Source organism: Ostreibacterium oceani, assembly GCF_009362845.1.
GTDB classification, from domain to species: Bacteria; Pseudomonadota; Gammaproteobacteria; order Cardiobacteriales; family Ostreibacteriaceae; genus Ostreibacterium; species Ostreibacterium oceani.
Genome location: NZ_WHNW01000006.1, coordinates 19908 through 37596, shown reverse-complemented (window position 1 = coordinate 37596; position 17689 = coordinate 19908). Strand labels below are relative to the sequence as shown.

15 protein-coding genes are annotated in these 17689 nt (G+C 46.2%); 7 read left to right on the top strand and 8 right to left on the bottom strand.

Going from position 1 to position 17689, the window contains the following annotated elements; all coding sequences use genetic code 11:
* Window positions 1-792, bottom strand: coding sequence for a type III pantothenate kinase (locus GCU85_RS06225; protein WP_152810326.1), 792 nt, complete (start codon window positions 790-792; stop codon window positions 1-3).
* 2 nt (window positions 793-794) lie between these two features.
* A complete protein-coding gene (locus GCU85_RS06220; protein WP_152810325.1) occupies window positions 795-1634 on the bottom strand; it encodes a biotin--[acetyl-CoA-carboxylase] ligase in 840 nt (279 codons plus the stop codon).
* Window positions 1635-1723: 89 nt separating this feature from the next.
* Between GCU85_RS06220 and rpe the strand changes: the two genes are divergently transcribed.
* The 3 genes from rpe (at window position 1724) to uvrD (ending at window position 6143) form a co-directional block, all read left to right on the top strand.
* On the top strand, window positions 1724-2392 hold the full coding sequence (gene rpe / locus GCU85_RS06215; RefSeq protein ID WP_152810324.1) for a ribulose-phosphate 3-epimerase: 669 nt from the start codon (window positions 1724-1726) through the stop codon (window positions 2390-2392).
* Between the two features lie 81 nt (window positions 2393-2473).
* Window positions 2474-3946: an anthranilate synthase component I gene (gene trpE / locus GCU85_RS06210; RefSeq protein WP_152810323.1), complete on the top strand. Its 1473-nt coding sequence runs from the start codon at window positions 2474-2476 to the stop codon at window positions 3944-3946.
* Between the two features lies 1 nt (window position 3947).
* Window positions 3948-6143, top strand: coding sequence for a DNA helicase II (gene uvrD, locus GCU85_RS06205; RefSeq protein WP_152810322.1), 2196 nt, complete (start codon window positions 3948-3950; stop codon window positions 6141-6143).
* An 8-nt stretch (window positions 6144-6151) separates the two neighbouring features.
* Here uvrD and rarD read toward each other — a convergent pair whose 3' ends face one another.
* The gene (gene rarD / locus GCU85_RS06200; protein ID WP_152810321.1) at window positions 6152-7039 is read right to left on the bottom strand and encodes an EamA family transporter RarD; all 888 of its coding nucleotides are present in this window, start codon (window positions 7037-7039) and stop codon (window positions 6152-6154) included.
* A 246-nt stretch (window positions 7040-7285) separates the two neighbouring features.
* On the opposite strand from rarD, the gene GCU85_RS06195 reads away from it, so the two are divergent.
* The gene (locus GCU85_RS06195) at window positions 7286-8374 is read left to right on the top strand and encodes an asparaginase domain-containing protein (protein WP_152810320.1); all 1089 of its coding nucleotides are present in this window, start codon (window positions 7286-7288) and stop codon (window positions 8372-8374) included.
* A 52-nt stretch (window positions 8375-8426) separates the two neighbouring features.
* Here GCU85_RS06195 and mnmD read toward each other — a convergent pair whose 3' ends face one another.
* The gene (gene mnmD / locus GCU85_RS06190) at window positions 8427-9188 is read right to left on the bottom strand and encodes a tRNA (5-methylaminomethyl-2-thiouridine)(34)-methyltransferase MnmD (protein ID WP_152810319.1); all 762 of its coding nucleotides are present in this window, start codon (window positions 9186-9188) and stop codon (window positions 8427-8429) included.
* A 140-nt stretch (window positions 9189-9328) separates the two neighbouring features.
* Window positions 9329-10384, bottom strand: a complete 1056-nt coding sequence (locus GCU85_RS06185) for an NAD(P)H-dependent flavin oxidoreductase (protein WP_152810318.1) — start codon at window positions 10382-10384, stop codon at window positions 9329-9331.
* Between the two features lie 384 nt (window positions 10385-10768).
* On the opposite strand from GCU85_RS06185, the gene GCU85_RS06180 reads away from it, so the two are divergent.
* Both GCU85_RS06180 and GCU85_RS06175 read left to right on the top strand, forming a co-directional pair.
* Window positions 10769-12832, top strand: coding sequence for an EAL domain-containing protein (locus GCU85_RS06180; protein WP_152810317.1), 2064 nt, complete (start codon window positions 10769-10771; stop codon window positions 12830-12832).
* A 139-nt stretch (window positions 12833-12971) separates the two neighbouring features.
* On the top strand, window positions 12972-14108 hold the full coding sequence (locus GCU85_RS06175) for a carboxylate-amine ligase (RefSeq protein WP_152810316.1): 1137 nt from the start codon (window positions 12972-12974) through the stop codon (window positions 14106-14108).
* 100 nt (window positions 14109-14208) lie between these two features.
* On the opposite strand, the gene GCU85_RS06170 is transcribed toward GCU85_RS06175, so the two are convergent.
* The 3 genes from GCU85_RS06170 to GCU85_RS06160 form a co-directional block, all read right to left on the bottom strand.
* The gene (locus tag GCU85_RS06170; RefSeq protein ID WP_152810315.1) at window positions 14209-15048 is read right to left on the bottom strand and encodes a metal ABC transporter permease; all 840 of its coding nucleotides are present in this window, start codon (window positions 15046-15048) and stop codon (window positions 14209-14211) included.
* Complete coding sequence (locus tag GCU85_RS06165) at window positions 15035-15877, bottom strand: ATP-binding cassette domain-containing protein (RefSeq protein WP_152810314.1); 843 nt, start codon at window positions 15875-15877, stop codon at window positions 15035-15037. Before GCU85_RS06165 ends, GCU85_RS06170 begins: the two co-directional genes overlap by 14 nt.
* Before the next feature lie 67 nt (window positions 15878-15944).
* Window positions 15945-16511, bottom strand: coding sequence for a Fur family transcriptional regulator (locus tag GCU85_RS06160; RefSeq protein WP_152810313.1), 567 nt, complete (start codon window positions 16509-16511; stop codon window positions 15945-15947).
* Window positions 16512-16601: 90 nt separating this feature from the next.
* On the opposite strand from GCU85_RS06160, the gene GCU85_RS06155 reads away from it, so the two are divergent.
* Window positions 16602-17636 carry a metal ABC transporter solute-binding protein, Zn/Mn family gene (locus GCU85_RS06155; protein WP_152810312.1) on the top strand — a complete coding sequence of 345 codons (1035 nt, stop codon included), beginning with the start codon at window positions 16602-16604 and terminating at the stop codon, window positions 17634-17636.
* The last annotated feature ends 53 nt before the right edge of the window (window positions 17637-17689 follow it).

The window sequence follows — 17689 nt, the reverse complement described above, 5'->3', positions numbered from 1 at the left end:
CTAAACCGCCCCGTTTTCCATCATGGACAAATACACGTGCATCCCCTCAAACACGAGATTGGGCTTAATGGTCACCTTAGCAAGTAATCCGCCCTTAGTGGCGTCCTTAGTGGCGCCAGTAGCGTCCTTGGTGGTATCATTAGTTAGGTATTTAGCGATGTAATCAGCGTCACCACCAGTTAAAACCACCTGAAACGATTGCTGATACGCCGCAGACACATCCGCAATACTCGCCGCCACAAGCCGCGAATAGCCTTGGTAAATACCCGCGCCAATGCTGCTTGCCGTATCATTACCGAGCAATGCATCAGGTTCACGAATCGATGCCAGTCCTGTTTTTTCCTGCAAGCAGGACAAACTCGTGCCAATCCCCGGTAAAATCATACCGCCCAAGTGGGTCTGTCCAAAAAAGTCCAACGTAATGGCACTGCCTGCCGAAACAACACAAAAATTTTGCTGATGCACCGCTTTGGCGGCTAATAACCCTAAATAGCGATCAACGCCAAACTGGTCTACGTGACGGTAATTAACCGCCAAATAAGTCGGGTTGACTTGCACCCTTTGTAGGGTAATTTGATGGTGTGCAGCCCAATCAATAAGACGTTGTGTCACGGGCAAGGCGCGCACGCTGGCGATGGTAATTTTACTCACATTTTGCTGCGCTAAGTGTTCAATCAGCACGTCAACTTGGTCGTGCATGATGGCCTGGTAATCCTGACAAGCATTCAAAGCCACTGCTGCGTGAGGCAGATATTTAATCCGCGTATTGCCTACGTCGATTAAGCCATGCATCGCTATTCCTCCCACTGTATTTGATGAGCCGCTGTCAATACCTGTATCCCCGTTTCATTCGACAGATGCAAAGCACCCTGTGCATCTACCCCGAGGCAAACACCAGCAACCGTCTGATTGGTCTTTGAATCGACTGCGCTAATCATTTTACCTGCCAACAAATCATAATGCGCATACGCCGCCACATCTAGGTAAGGCGCTTCACAAAAACGTTGCCAAGCGGCATAGAGGCTATTGACAAGCTGCACCAACCAAATATATTTATCGCATCCAATATCAACATAACCACTCGCATAACGGGTATCTGACAGGGCAACGGGTGCTAAATTAATGCCAATACCCGTGACCACCTTGTTACGAAAGCCCAACTGATTTTCAACCAAAATCCCCGCACACTTTCCCCATTGCGCCGCAGTTTTTTGCGACAGTGGTTCGCCTAGCAGTTGATGACTCTGCAGTGGATGACTCGGCAGTTGATGGCGATTTACTGAACCATTCACATAAATATCATTCGGCCACTTAATCCGAAACGCTTGTGTATCAACCGTTTGAGAAAATTGCTCTACCAATGTCAACGCAACGACTAATTGCCACAACGCCAACTTTTCAGCCGTAATAGGCAAGGCAAACGCCAGCGAAAACATCAGCGATTTTTCGGGATTCGACCACACGCGACCGCGTTGCCCGCGCCCTTGGGTCTGATAGTCCGTGCTCAGCAAATACGGTAGCGGCGTATCGGTTGCGAGCAGTGTGGCATTCGTTGAATCAATTGTGTCAACGTGGCGCCAGGTAATCTCTGGGTGTAGCCCTGGTGTTGGGTTTAATCGAAAACGTTCTTTCACACGAATTTCTCAATACTCACGATGCATAAATAGGATAAATATTGTATAGTATCTTTTTAGCATTACGTAGCACTTAACCATAAATCACCATGATAAATAACGATTGGATTGCGCCCTCTATTTTATCCGCCGACTTCGCACGGCTCGGCCAAGAAGTCGACGATGTCTTGTCTGCAGGCGCCGATATTATCCACTTTGATGTAATGGATAACCATTATGTACCCAATTTGACGTTTGGTGCTCCCATCTGTCAAGCCCTTAAAAACTACGGCATCACCGCCCCGATTGATGTCCACCTCATGGTCTCGCCTGTCGATGATTTAATCCAACAATTTGCGGCCGCTGGTGCGACTTATATCACCTTTCATCCAGAAGCCAGCAGCCATGTCGACAGAAGCCTACAACTCATTCGCTCGCTAGGTTGCAAAGCAGGATTGGTGCTCAATCCTGCCACGCCTTTATCGGTACTTGACTACACATTACCCTACGTAGACATGGTCTTGTTAATGTCGGTCAACCCTGGCTACGGTGGGCAATCATTTATACCGCATACGCTCGATAAAATAACCCAAACCCGCAGACGTATCCAACAAGTAGACGCTCATATTCGACTAGAAGTTGATGGTGGCATCAAAGTTGACAATATCGCGGCTATCAAACACGCGGGCGCGGATACCTTTGTCGCAGGCTCTGCTATTTTTAATCAACCCGACTACGCCGCAGTGATTGCCGCTATGCGTAAGCAACTGGCTTGTTGAGATAGTCAATATGCAACAAACACAGGCAACAAACACCAGCACTAACCCACCCATTCATCTGGAAATAACTTAACGCCATTTATGGAATATTCAAACTTTTCAACTTATGTCGAACAGGGTTACAACCGCATCCCTGTTTTTACGTCTGTCCTCTGTGACCTAGACACCGCATTAACACTATATCTAAAAGTCGCCAATGCACCCTATAGCTACTTATTTGAGTCTGTACAGGGCGGAGAGCAATGGGCACGTTACTCGATGATTGGCTTACCCAGTCCCCACCGCATAGAAATTCGTGGACAGCAAATTCATGAAATAGACGACCATCAAATCACCAACACGCTGACTTGCGACGATCCACTCGCCTATATCGATGAGGTCACGGCGCGCTATCGCGTCCCAGAGCATGTCCCTGGACTACCCGAATTTATGGGCGGATTAGTCGGTTATTTTGCCTATGATGTGATTCGTTTGATTGAGCCTGCCTTAGCTAACGCCGACCAAGTTGACGAACTCAACATCCCTGATGTCGTGCTTATCCGCTCTGAGTCGGTCATCGTCATTGACAACTTACTAGGTAAAGCCTACTTAATCACCTTAGCCGAGCCAAATGCGTCCAGTTATCAAGCGGCACAAGCACGCCTTAACACCTTGCTAGCGTCTATCAAGCAACCCTTACCTGCTAGCTCAACGACATTGAGCACTCAGCCCCCGCAAAACCCACCTGCGCTACACTACTCAACCCCAAAACCTGTGTTTTTAGAAAACGTTGCCAAAGCCAAACAATACATTGTCGATGGCGATGCCTTTCAAATTGTTTTATCGCAACGCATGACATTAGATTTTGACGAATCACCGCTGGATTTGTACCGCGTATTGCGCACACTTAATCCATCGCCTTACATGTACTACCTGAATTTGGACGAATTTACCATTGTCGGCGCCAGCCCTGAAATCTTGGTTCGCTTTGAAAATCGTCAAGCCCAAGTACGTCCCATTGCAGGCACACGCAAACGCGGAAAAACGCACGAAGCAGACCTACAACTAGAAAAAGACCTACTCAACGACCCCAAAGAGCTCGCTGAGCATTTAATGTTAATTGATTTGGGACGCAATGACATCGGACGCATCGCCAAACCAGGCAAAGTCAACGTCGATGAAAAAATGGCCATCGAACGCTACTCTCATGTCATGCATATTGTCTCTAACGTCATTGGTGACGTGCTGGATGACAAATCCACAATGGATGTCTTTAAATCGGTGTTTCCCGCAGGCACTTTATCAGGAGCGCCAAAAATTCGTGCGATGCAAATCATCGACGAGCTAGAGCCTGTCAAGCGCAATATTTATGGCGGCGCGATTGGCTACATTGCATGGAATGGCAATATGGATACCGCGATCACTATTCGCACTGCGATTATCAAAGACAAAAAGCTTATGGTACAAGCAGGCGCAGGGATTGTTTATGACAGCGACCCCGAAAGCGAATGGGAAGAGACCCTAAACAAAGCCGCATCGATTATCACCGCCTGTCAGTTGATTCACCGCGTCTAACATGGATGTCTCTAGCATACTTGATGGCTTGAATGAAGCACAACGCGATGCGGTCACCGCCCCACTCGGCAAGTTACGCGTTTTGGCAGGGGCAGGCTCTGGTAAAACGCGTGTCCTAGTTCACCGAATTGCATGGTTGATTGGGGTTGAGAACGCGTCGCCTTACTCCATCTTAGCCGTTACATTTACTAACAAAGCGGCGGGTGAAATGCGCGCGCGCATTGAGTCTATGCTCGGTACGAATTTAGCGACCAGTTGGGTCGGCACTTTTCATAGCATTTGCCACCGCATACTGCGGACACACCATGAACGCGCAGGGCTGATACGCGACTTTCAAATCCTTGATCGCGACGACCAACTACGCCTTGTCAAACGGCTGATGCGCCAAGAAAACATCGACGAAAAAATCCTCAGCGCGCGCCAAATTGTCAATACCATCAGCCAATACAAAGAAGCAGGAAAGCGACTTGCAGACATTGACACAAGCGCTATTTACCACCCCATTGAAAAATGGATTGTCCATATCTATGCACAGTACGAACACCACTGCCGCGAAAACAGCCTAGTGGATTTTACTGAATTATTGCTACGCACCGTCGAGTTAATTCGCGACCACGAAATGATTCGCACGCATTACCAAACTCGTTTTCAACATATTTTAGTCGATGAATTCCAAGACACCAACCGCATTCAGTACGCCTTTATCCAGTTATTGGTCACTGATTCGACTGATTTGCTTGTCGTAGGTGACGATGATCAGTCGATTTATGCCTTTCGGGGCGCCAAAATCGAACATATTCTGGATCTGGAAAAACGTTTCCCTCGCTTAAACACCATTAAATTAGAGCAGAATTATCGCTCAACGGGGCATATTTTACGCGCCGCAAACGCCGTCATTGCCAAAAATAGTGGACGACTGGACAAGACCCTATGGACAGAATCGGGCGATGGTGAAAAAATCGATGTTTATCCCGCTTTTAACGAATACGACGAAGCGGCTTATGTAATTGAGCGTATCAAAATGCATATCGAGCGTGGTGGATTACACCAAGACATCGCCATTTTATACCGCAGTAATGCGCAGTCACGGCTGTTTGAAGAAAACTTACTCGGCAATGATATCCCGTACCGTATCTACGGCGGCCTGCGATTTTTTGACCGCGCCGAAATTAAAGACGCCATCGCTTATTTACGGCTGTGCCTTAATCATGCCGATGATGTCGCGTTTGAGCGCGTCGTCAATAACCCGCCGCGCGGCATTGGACAACGCACGATTGAGCAAATTCGCGAGATTGCTAGCCGTAACCAGTTCAGCCTCTGGCAGGCGCTTGCACACGCAGTGCAACAGCAGTCACTGCCGCCGCGCGCAACACAGGCCGTGTCGCAGTTTATGCAGTTAATTACCGATACACAGCACGGTGGCGACAGCTTACCCACTTACTTGCAACGTGTTATTGATAACAGCGGACTGCGAGATCACATCAAACAACAAAAAGATGAGCGCCGCCTAGACAAACTAGAAAACTTAGCCGAGCTCATCACCGCTGCCGAACAGTTTGAAAATCACTTATCGACTGAGGAAAAGGCAGATGCCATTGGGTTATTTTTGGCAAAAGCCGCATTAGATGCCGGTGAGACCCAAGCCAGCAATTACAGTGATTATGTGCAGCTCATGACACTACACTCAGCCAAAGGACTAGAGTTCCCTACCGTTTTTATGGTTGGCGTCGAAGAAGGTCTCTTCCCACATCAAGAGTCCGCGATGATTACCGAACAACTCGAAGAAGAAAGACGACTCGCTTATGTTGGCATCACGCGTGCCGAGCAAAAACTACATATTAGCTATGCCGAAAAACGCCGATTATACGGCACGACGCTGTATCCGCGCGCCTCGCGCTTTATCGAAGAAATTCCAGCAGCGCTGCTACATTTTGTGCGGGGCACGCCTACCCACTACACAGTCAATGCCACAAATGCCGCAAACGCCACTAATGCCAACCTGACAAACAGTGCGTCCAGCCAGTCTAATCAACCCACCATTCAGCTAGGGAGTTTAATCGCGCACCCCACATTTGGCGAAGGCACAGTCACCGCCCTAGAAGGTGATGGCGAACGCCAGCGGGTTCAAGTCAATTTTAGCGAACAAGGAAGTAAATGGCTGGTACTGGCGTTTGCAAAAATTCAAGTGTTATCCTAACCTAACCACTAATCCACATCGCTTGCAGGTGTTCGGTACATTAGCCGCTCGCCCGTATAGATAATCAAGCCCAACCAAATACAACAAAAACTGACTAATTGTAGCGTACTAAAAGGCTCTTTAAATAAAAACAACCCCAGCAAAAACTGAATCGTCGGGGATAAGTATTGCACCAGCCCCACCTCGGTTAGCGTTAGTCCTTTTAACGCGCTATTCATGAGGATTAAAGGGACTATCGTCACAATACCAGCACCAATCAATAGCGTACTGGTTAGCCAGCCACCCGAAACAAACGCGCTGGATTGCCCCAAATAAGTCAAATAAATAAGTGCGGGCAACAAAGTAATGCCAGTTTCAATCAATAAGCCTGGTTGCGAAGCCACGGCAATCACTTTTCGCAATAAAGCATACAAAGCAAAACTCACCGCTAACCCCAGCGCGATATAGGGTATTCGCCCATAACTAATGGAAATTATCGCAATACCTAGCAGCACAAAAAATAACGCCAAATATTGCCATTTTCTAAAGCGCTCTCCCAAAAACAGCGTCCCCAGTAGCATATTAACCACGGGGTTAATAAAATAACCTAAACTGGATTCAATGACATATTGATGGGTGACCGCCCAAATATACAACAACCAATTCCCAGACACCAACAAGCTCGTCAAAGCCAATGCCAACAGCAAGCGTGGCTGAAGAAAAACCCCACGAACGGCTTGCCATTTTTTACTCATTGTCAACACAACAATCAATAAAACAAAAGACCAAATAATCCGATGCGCAATACTTTCAATCGCAGGCACATGCTGTAAAAAATACCAATACAAGGGGAAAATACCCCACATACCATAGGCAGCAAGCGCTTGCATTAACGCGATTTTTGTATTTTTGTTCACAAGCGTTTAATTCCTAATAGATGATAGGTTCTGACGAGAAACAGGGCAACGAAAATAAAGTAACGAAAATAGAGCAACGAGCCCACACAGTTGATTGTAGTCGCAGTGACACCGATACGCAACTAAAAAGCCATACCATAAACAGCACTGCGCACACTGATCATTTGCTCAGCCTGATGGCTCTGCCCTAAATTTGCTTGTCATTTGTGCGGTTTGGTACAATAATACCTATCCACAACGAGTCAAATGACCAGCGAATTTACAGACAAAAATACACTTATGCCACAACCCACACTCATTATTTATACTGGCGGCACTATCGGTATGGAAAAAAATGCCCAAGGCATTTATACCGCAACCGCTGGTTTTGAAGCCCTTGCCAAACGTACGATTGCCGCATCTATTTGGGCGCAAATGCCCGCGCACGACTATTTAGAAATAAAACCCGCTATCGACAGCGCCGACATGACGCCTATGATTTGGCAACAGCTGGCTGATTTAATCATTGAAAAATACGCAGACTACGATAGTTTCATCATCCTTCACGGTACGGATACAATGGCTTACAGCGCATCGATGTTATCGTTTTTATTGGGTGGCATTGATAAACCCGTGATATTGACAGGTGCGCAAATTCCGTTGATTGAACCTTGTAGCGATGGTGCGACTAACTTGCTAGTCGCCTTGCAACTCGCGGCCAATTATAAAATCCCCGAAGTCTGCATCTATTTTGCCAATACGCTATTTCGCGGCAATCGCGCCAGTAAAATCAGCACCAGCGCGATGATTGCCTTTGAATCCGCCAATTACCCGATGTTGGCGGCATTCGAAAACCAAATCAAATGCTTTCCTAATCGCTGTTTACCTGCTGAGACACCGACTTTTTTAGCCACAACCGACAAACAGCGCATCAAGTCACTACACCTAGATAAGCTCCAAATTGCAGTGATTTATCTCACCCCTGCCATGCCCTGTGAATTGATTCATGCAATGATTGATGCACACGTTAATGGTTTGGTGTTAGTCTCTTATGGCTCAGGCAACGTGGGCAGCCACAATACTCCATTAATTCAAGCCCTACAAACCGCTCATGAGCATGGTATCGTCACGGTTAATGTCTCTCAATGTAGCGGCGGGCATGTGAGCCATCAATACGCCGCTGCACAGCCGTTGATTCGCGCGGGTGTCGTCAACGGTGAGGACATGACCATTGAAGCCGCAGTCACTAAGCTTTATTATTTATCCGCTGTCTATGGGCGCGACTCGCATAAGATTAAGGAAAAATGCCAACAGAATTTACGTGGCGAACTAACACCACCACAGTCAAACTGCTAAAGCAGCCCAACAACACATAAAAAATACACAAAAAACACATAGACAGCCGGTACTAAATGCCTTTAGCGCAACACGCCTCAGCGTAATGCCCAACAAGCCGTTCACGCTTTTGCCCAAACCCTGGATGCTTGTTCACCACAAACCCTGCTGCTTGTAACCCACGTCTCACAAAACCAGCGGCAGTAAAGGTGGCAAAAGTACTATTGGCATGGCTATGTCTGGCCATCAATTCAAACAGCTGCGGGGACCACATGGCAGGATTTCGCTGGGGCGCAAAACCATCTAAAAACCACGCATCTACCGAAACACCGAGCGAATGCACAGCGCACACATCCGCAAACCACCAGCTTATCTGCATATTCGGTGTTAATTGCTGTGTATGCTGCCCTGCTTTTCGTGGCGGATAGCACGACAGCATTGCATCAATCGCAGGTAACTGCCAATGATTTTGACGATAAATAGCCGCCAACTGTGTGCGACTTAGGGGGTATTTTTCCACACACAAATAATGCAGCTGCTTGCCAGCAACGCGGTGTTGTTGCCAACAATTTTCAGTGAGCAGGCAATTGAGCCCACTGCCAAACCCTATTTCAACGACCGTAAAGGTATCCTGAGATTGACGACCAAACCGATGGGCAAGGTCATTACCTTGGATAAAGTTATATTCGCTTTCTTGGATACCTGCCTCGGGATGGAAATAATAATCGGCAAAAGTCTCGCTATAAATGCCACCTGCATCAATGTTCACAGCGGCCAAAGGTAAATCGTTAAGCGGTAAGTTGTTAGGGGGTAAGTCGCGAGAGTTATCTGCCATTTATCTAAACCTTATCAAGTAATGCAGTAGACTTAGGTATCAAATTTATGTGTCAAATTCGTGCGCCAAATTTGTGTGCCAAACTCGTGTATCAAACTAACGCATCAAGCTTGCCGACCAAATAATTTTATCAATTAATCCTATGAAATCATTTCAGATAATTCTTGGGCATAACGCTCGCAAAGCGATGCAATGGATTGATCAGAAACCACGGGGCAAAGGTTAGACCACATCGGCAAATAATCGCTGTGGTTGTATTCAATCGCTGCATTGATAATCGGCAATAGCAACGCTTGCTGGTTTTTTGGTGGCAAGCTGGTTTGCTTCATTTGTGCAAAGGCCGCTGTCATGGCATTGGGTATCGCGCGACTAGGGAACCCATTCCACAGCGTGGTTACCCGTGAAGTCATTTCATTAGATACCGCAAGACACTGGCGATAACTCGTCGGAATCGGAGACTCATCGCAAGTCCAAAATGGCGTGTCGATCATCACGGCAGAAGCGCCATTAATCAATGCACCGACCATGTTAGGCGTATTGACCATATCACCCCAGACGACAATCGGCTTCGGCACATTGGCCAGCGCATGATACAACAAGGTGTTAACCGGGAAAAAACACGTATCCAGCTGATTCGGAAACTGCGAATGCAATCCAGCCGCTTCTGTGCCTTGTAAAATCAACGCATCAATCGGGCTATAAGCAATGGCGATACTTTCGAGCAAATTACTCGCAATCGCCATGGTATAAATCGATTGCGCTTGGCACGCCGTGATAATCGCATCATCTGGCAAGCCATTTTGAAAAATAATCACAGCAGGCTGATAATCCATAACCGTTGTCAAAATATCCGAAAAATCTGGCAACACGGTTTGCTCTGTTAACGGCAAAGACAAGGCAAGTGCCTGACGTGCATCGGCTAAAATTCCATTAGCCAATGACCTATCTGCCAAGTCCATATTGCTCGATGCATTAGACGCACTCATCAAAACTGCATAAGGCTTTTGTGTCTGTAATTCAATGTCACTGAGCGCCTCGCGAATCATCTCGATTGGCTGGCCTAATGTATCAAAAACACCCAATGCACCCGCCTCGCTGACAGCACTCACCAATTGGCTTTGCCGTGGATATAGACTAAGTGGTGCCTGAAAAATAGGTAAATCAATCCCAATAATGTCCGTTAATTGCATCTGCATAGTAAATAATAGCCTGAAATTTGCGATTTAGAATAAATCATATTATCCATTATCCTATAAATCGGTCAATCATTTATCCAAAAAACCGACTGAACGTGGCTTATCGATTAAAATCAATCCTTATCCCAGCGTGTCAGCCGAGTTGGCAACGGCATTTAACTCGTATTTTACCCGTATTTTACCCGTATTTTACCCGTATTTGACCGTTCTCAGGCCGCTATCAGACCGTTCTCAGACTGTTTTCAGGCTAAGGCAAAACAGATAAAAACACACAAACATGTTAGCAATTTCCTGTAATTACGTTAGAATAGCGTTCTACATTAACGACTACAAACACTCAATAAACCTAAGCGGCATCGGATTCGCTAACGCACTATAGGCACTATGGCAAAAAAAAACAAAATTACCAATCTATTGATTATCAGCGAACAACTGGAACAAATCAATCTTATTGAAGCCGCGTTAAAAACGCAATTTCTGCTCAATATTCATAAAAGCAATGCCATCATGGAGGCGAAAAACGTCCTTTCTCATGAGCAAATCAACCTAATTATTATCGATGATGCACCCACAACTATTGGGGTCGGTAGCATAAAAAATGCTATCAATGACATCCGCTTAGAGACCCCTATCCTACAATTAATTGGCAAAAGCCAAGACAAAGCCGCTGGCGAATTCCTTAAAAACGGGGCGAATGCGATTTGCTACCAAGACGACAAACTCTCGATTTTGCATTATGCCCAACTGCTGATGAATTTTCACGCATACCACAGCGCGGTAAAAAAAGACAACGCTGTCATTGCCGCCTACCAACAAAAATTTAACGATTTATACGTTGGTTTGGCTGATCCAGTTTGTTATTTACACGATGGCGTTTTTGTCGATTGCAACCCAGCGTTTTTACGTAGCTTTGAAGTGTCAGACAAAGAAGAACTCGATGAACTCACCATCCTCAACTTTGTCAACCGCAAAGCCCACAGCGAAATCAAAGCCCACTTGCGCAAATCGACCAAACGCGACCTCAGTGCCACGCCTGTATTATTCCAAATGCAAACCAAATTGGGCAAAGAAGTCGAATACGTCATCATGTCAAAGCCTGCACAATTTAACGACGAAGAGGTCGTTCAAGTGTATATGCGTTCAACCGCTGAAGGTGGTGGTGGCGGCGGCGCATCGCTCTACGACGAAACCACGGGGCTTGCAAATCGCGGGCAAATGGGTTTTTACCTTAACCAAAAAATACAACAGTTTCACAGCACGGGCGGCAGTGCCATGCTTGCCTATGTCATCATTAAAAATTATCGTGACGTCTGGGGGGCTGATGGATTCGAAGAGGCAGAAAAATTCATCAAATCGGTTACCCAGTACGTACGTAAAACCATGCCTGTACACACCGAAATTGCTCGCTACACAGACGATGGACTGCTCATGTATATCCCTAACCTCAGTGAAGAACAGACCAACGAGACGCTGACCAATCTCGTCAAAGGGCTAGATAAAATCACCCCCGAAGGCATGGAACGAATGGTTGAACCCGTTTGTTATGCTGGTTATGGCGAAATCGATAAAAGCACCGATTATCAAGAACTCACTAGCCGCTTGTTTAGAACCGCGCGTGCCGCTAGCTTATCAGAATCAAGCGCACGAGTTAATCAGCCTGTTAGTGTCGAGATTGCCAAAAAAGACAGCAAACGCCTAGAGGATTTACAAGCCGTCATTAAACACTCACAAATGAAAATGCAATACCACCCGATTGCGAGTTTTGAGCCCGATGGCGTTGAACGCTACCGTGAACGCCTATTTTTGCTTGACCCTGACGGTAAAACCCTAGATGCCGGTATTATGTTTAATGTGGCCGAACGTTACGAGTTAACGCACCAAATCGATATGCGAAAAATGAATTTGTTGTTCGATAAGCTACTCAGCATGGACTTAGCCAAACGCGAAAAAATACAAATTTTTATCTCGATTTCGTCTGACTCACTCAAGCATGACAAATTCACCCCGTGGCTTGCCAAACAAATGGTTGAAACAGGGTTAAATGGCAAACATTTTGTCTTTGAAATTTCCAGTGACGACGTGCAAAACGCCTACTCGGGTGCGATTAATTTTTGCAAGGTGATGCGTAAAGGGGGCGGCAAAATTGCCGTCACGAAAATCGGCATTTTAAACGAAGCGAATACCCGTGTGCTTGACGATATCAAACCCGAAATCATCAAGTTAGACTTGCGCGAAATTGATACCCTAGACGATAATGAAGAAACCGAAATCATGGGCGCTATCCAACAAAAAGCCCAATCGCTAGGGGCATTACTTATTGCGGAGTACCTAGGCTCGCCAGGACAATTGTCTCGTATTTGGCCTTATGATATTAAGTTTATCCAAGGTGAAGGTATGACACCGATTGTCGAAGACCTTGATTTTAACTTCTCGGAATTTGCATTATAGACCACTAACCGCCCTTAACCAGCATTAACGAGACGAAAATTACTAGGCATTACCTCGAAGCAAGAATAATCATGGACATGGGTATGAGCATGAAAACTGGCATCGACACCAACATAACCAATAACGACATAACGACACCATGAATACATCACCGCCTTTTACGATAGGAATTGAAGAAGAATACTTATTGGTCGACTCAACCTCTCGGGCGCTCATTAAAGAAATGCCAGCAGGATTTTTAGCTGCCTGCGAAAAAGCGCTGGGCGACCAAGTTGCGCCTGAGTTTTTGCAATGCCAAATCGAAATCGGCACGCGCATTTGTCAAAACGCCCCTGCAGCAAAAAAAGAACTCATGCAACTACGCCAAACCCTCATCGAGATTGCCAAAGACTATAATATCTCGATTGTTGCGGCTTCTACGCACCCCTTCTCCATGCCGGGGACACTCAAGCACACGGAAAAAACGCGCTATGACCAGCTGGCGCATGACCTGCAAGCTGTCGTTCGCCGTCTTCAAATTAGTGGTATGCACGTACACTGCGGTATTGATGATGATGATTTACGGATTGACATGATGGGGCAGACTGCCTACATTCTGCCGCATTTGCTCGCACTATCAACTTCATCACCCTTTTGGCACGGTGAAAACACGGGCTTAAAATCCTATCGCCTCGCCGTTTGGGATGAAATGCCTCGTACGGGGCTACCCGAACGCTTCGATAGTTACAAAGAATACCAACGCCACGTTGACGTACTCGTTCATGCCAACGTCATCGAAGATGCCAGCAAAATTTGGTGGGATATCCGCCCCAGTGCAAACTATAAAACACTAGAAATGCGTATCAGCGATGTCTGTACGCGCATTGAAGATGCAATATGCATTGCCGCACTGTATCAATGCTGGCTGCACATGTTATTTCGACTACGGAAAAACAATATGCGCTGGCGTCAATACGCCAACATGCTGATCAATGAAAATCGCTGGCGTGCACAACGATACGGCATCGATAAAGGGCTTATCGATTTTGGCAAGACATGCGAAGTCCCCTGCACTGAACTAATCGAGGAAATTCTCGCTTTGCTGGCTGAAGATGCGGATATTTTAGGCTGTCAAACTGAAATTACGCACGCACGTAATATTCTCAAAAACGGTACCAGCGCCCACCGACAAGTTGCAACGTACCAAGCCCACATTGATGCAGGGGATTCAGAACAAGCCGCGTTGATAGCCGTCGTCGACGAGCTCATTACAGACACGCAACATGGCTTGGTATAGCGCCTGGTGTAGCGCTTAGTGTAGGATTGATTCATTCATACTCGTACTTGGAATTTGTGTTGGCATTAGTATCCTGAGACGATAAGCGCTGCTGGTGCGATTATTGTTGATGCAATTGTTGCTGGCGCGACTGCTGGCACTGCGCACTTAAATACGCCAACACAAATAAACCGCCACTGGCAATGACCACCATAGGACCTGCGGGCAAATCTACATAATAAGCAGCCACCATTCCTGAGATAATACTGATTACCGTAAAAATCCATGCCGCAAAAACCATCGTCTTTAATTGATTCGCAATTAAGCGCGCTGTTGCCGCTGGGATAATTAACATCGAGACTATTAGTAGCGCACCAACCGTCACCATCCCTACACTAATGGTTATCGATAAGAATAAAACAAAGCAAAAAGATAACACCGTTGTTCGGTAGCCTTCGACTTGTGCAATATCAGGCTGCACGGCTAAATTAACAAAGCCCCGCCAAAAGACACGCAGCGCAATTGCCGACACGATACAGACCGCCACAATTTGATAAAATACTGGACGTGAAATACTCAGCACATCGCCAAACAAATACGCCATCAAATCAATACGCAAGTTATCCATCAACGAAATAGCGACAACCCCAATCGCGAGTGTCAAATGAGCAATCATCGCCAAAACGGTATCATTGGCTAACCGCTGGTTTTGCAACCACCAAGTCAATAAGCAAGCAAGCAATGCCGTAAAGCCCATGACACCAACAAAAACACCAACCCCAAGCAATAACCCTATCACCGCACCCAATAATGCCGAATGCGCCAACGTCGCACCAAAAAAAGACATACGTCGCCAGATGAGAAAGCAACCCATCGGGGCTGTCAAAAAAGAAAGCACAAGCAACGCAATCACGCCCTGCCCGATAAAGTGTGTCGGATTAAAAAAATCAATCAGTTGCATCGCTAATTCCTTTGTCTATTTTGTCGTCAGAACCCGTGCCGCTTGCTGTTTGATGTGACTGCTGGCAATGATGGCCTTGTTCATCGTGTTCATGGTCATGCTGGTGTTGATAAAATGCAATTTCAGGCGCAATTTCAGGGACAATCTCATCGACAAGCGTAGGCGCATGAGCCTCACCAAACAACGCCATATAGCTGGGATTATTGACAATTTGCGCAGGCACACCAGAACAACAAATATGATGATTCAAACAAATCACCCGATCGGTTGTCGCCATCACAAAGTGCAAATCATGCGAAACCATCAACACCGCAAATTGATAGCGTTCACGTAGCGCATTGAGCTGTTGGTAAAATCGCGCCTGACCGTTGATATCAATACCCGCTGTTGGTTCGTCTAGCACCAATAGTTGCGGGCGGTTAAGCAAAGCCCGCGCAAACAACACACGCCGCAATTCGCCTCCTGATAATCGGCTCAACAAGGAAAATTTCAATGCTGACAATGACAAATCATCTAATAACTGATGAATCACATCGCGTTTGACTTTGTGCTTGGTCAAACTAATAAACTCAAACACACTGAGTGGCAACGTGTAATCTCGGTTGATTGATTGTGGAACATAGCCAACCCGCAACCCTTTTTGACGATTCACGCTGCCTTGCGTTGGCTGCAAAAGCCCCAACGCAATATTTAACAACGTAGATTTCCCTGAGCCATTCGGACCCACAATCGTAATAATTTCACCATCATTGACCTGTAAATCAATATCGGTCAAAATGGTTTTATCTGCCACGCGATAGTTAATCTCGCTAAGCTGAATAAGTGCCATGAATTCATTTCCCCCTAGTTATTTCCCCTAGTTATTTCCCCTAGTTATTTCCCCTAGCTGTATTTCCCTAGCTATATTTCCCTAGCTGCAAGCAAGATTGACAAGTGCCCTTTAACTCAATCGTAGAATCGGCGACATCAAAACCTGTCATTCGTTTAATCTCAGCAATCCCTTGGTCAAAGGTGCCTAAGCAATGCTCACTCACATTCCCGCAGCGCTGGCAAATCAACCATTGTGAAAAATGCACGGACTCTAAATGGCAGCAAAGTCGATACGCGTTTAAGTTTTCAATCCGATGGATTAACTCATGGCTGTGTAAAAAATCCAACACCCGATAAACACTCATGACTTGTGCTTTTGGTCTCGATAACTTCAATTTATCTAATACCGTATAGGCGGTCAATGGCTTACTCGTATTGGCTAGAATTTTCAGGATATCTTGTCTGAGCGGCGTTAGCTTAATACCCCGTAACTGACAGTATTCGCTTAATTTTTCAATACTGGGGATTTGCCCCACACGCGCCTGCTCCACACGTGGATCCTCCCTATCTAGCTGCCCTATGCCTAGCTGATCAGCGCGTAATCGTTTTTCCTGACTCGGTTTTTCCTGACTTGATTTTTTTTGACTTGACATAGCCTATTTACCCATTACACTATTTTGTGTTATATTATAACATAACTAGATTCTATTAACCAAAAACATTAACCAATGAGATATCTCGCTATGACAAACCACGCACTAAAAACCTTATTATTGTTCCTTTCTAGCCATGCTGCATTCAGCTACGCGGATAGCAACCAGACAGCGACAACCCCAGAAACTACCCCAAAAGTCGTCAGCTCTATCTACCCACTACAACAAATCGCCAATGAGATTGTTGGCGAACCGACGGACTTAATTGCAGACAGCTACCTGTCTCCACACCATTACAGCTTAAAACCCAGTGATATTAATGGCTTGCAAGACGCGGACATTGTTTTATGGATTGGCAGCGCCATGATGCCACAACTCAAAAATACCATAAAAAACAGAGAAAAAAACGAAAATCATACCACAATCACCGCATCAACGCTCCCAGGAATCCAGCTCATCACAGAAGAAAAAGGCCACGGACATGATGACCACGGACACGGACATGATGACCACGGACACGGACACGATGATCACGGACACGGACACGACGATCACGGGCACGACCACCACGAAAGTGATCTACATAACAAAGCGGGTGAGCCAATTTTTTATGACCCACACCTTTGGCTGTCAACAGAGAACGCCATCACCATCGCAACGGCATTGGCAGCAGAGCTTGGCCGTATTGACAGCGCGCATCAGGCTCGCTACGAAGTCAATTTAGCGCAATTTATTGCCAAAATAAATCGCACCCGCGAGACAATCCGCACGCAATTGGCAGCCGAAGTACCCAAGCCGTATTTCATCTTTCATAATGCTTATGCCTATTTCGAGCAAGAATTCGGTATCAAAAACCAAGGTGTCATTAGAAACCACAGTGCGCAGCAAGCCAATACGCAACACCTAAACGAAATCAAAAATCAACTGAGTGGGGGCGCTGCTGCTTGTTTGTTTACCGAGCCACAATTTGAAAGCCCCATTATCAAAAAACTAGCCGAAGGTTCGTCCGTCACGGTATCGATACTCGATCCAGTCGGCTACAGCAGTACTGAACAAACGGGGTATGCGGCCATTTTAGAAAATCTTGCCAAGGCAGTGAGCCAATGCCCCTCGCGTGAATTATAGCGTGAATTATAGCGTAAATAATAACCTGAGTATGTAGCGAACCAATAACCAAA

What these genes read in the sequence shown, in the direction of transcription:
- GCU85_RS06225 (WP_152810326.1), bottom strand. Translation starts at nt 792, where the DNA reads ATGCATGGCTTAATCGACGTAGGCAATACGCGGATTAAATATCTGCCT.
- rpe (WP_152810324.1), top strand. Translation starts at nt 1,724, where the DNA reads ATGATAAATAACGATTGGATTGCGCCCTCTATTTTATCCGCCGACTTC.
- trpE (WP_152810323.1), top strand. Translation starts at nt 2,474, where the DNA reads ATGGAATATTCAAACTTTTCAACTTATGTCGAACAGGGTTACAACCGC.
- uvrD (WP_152810322.1), top strand. Translation starts at nt 3,948, where the DNA reads ATGGATGTCTCTAGCATACTTGATGGCTTGAATGAAGCACAACGCGAT.
- GCU85_RS06195 (WP_152810320.1), top strand. Translation starts at nt 7,286, where the DNA reads ATGACCAGCGAATTTACAGACAAAAATACACTTATGCCACAACCCACA.
- mnmD (WP_152810319.1), bottom strand. Translation starts at nt 9,188, where the DNA reads ATGGCAGATAACTCTCGCGACTTACCCCCTAACAACTTACCGCTTAAC.
- GCU85_RS06185 (WP_152810318.1), bottom strand. Translation starts at nt 10,384, where the DNA reads ATGCAGATGCAATTAACGGACATTATTGGGATTGATTTACCTATTTTT.
- GCU85_RS06180 (WP_152810317.1), top strand. Translation starts at nt 10,769, where the DNA reads ATGGCAAAAAAAAACAAAATTACCAATCTATTGATTATCAGCGAACAA.
- GCU85_RS06175 (WP_152810316.1), top strand. Translation starts at nt 12,972, where the DNA reads ATGAATACATCACCGCCTTTTACGATAGGAATTGAAGAAGAATACTTA.
- GCU85_RS06170 (WP_152810315.1), bottom strand. Translation starts at nt 15,048, where the DNA reads ATGCAACTGATTGATTTTTTTAATCCGACACACTTTATCGGGCAGGGC.
- GCU85_RS06165 (WP_152810314.1), bottom strand. Translation starts at nt 15,877, where the DNA reads ATGGCACTTATTCAGCTTAGCGAGATTAACTATCGCGTGGCAGATAAA.
- GCU85_RS06160 (WP_152810313.1), bottom strand. Translation starts at nt 16,511, where the DNA reads ATGTCAAGTCAAAAAAAATCAAGTCAGGAAAAACCGAGTCAGGAAAAA.
- GCU85_RS06155 (WP_152810312.1), top strand. Translation starts at nt 16,602, where the DNA reads ATGACAAACCACGCACTAAAAACCTTATTATTGTTCCTTTCTAGCCAT.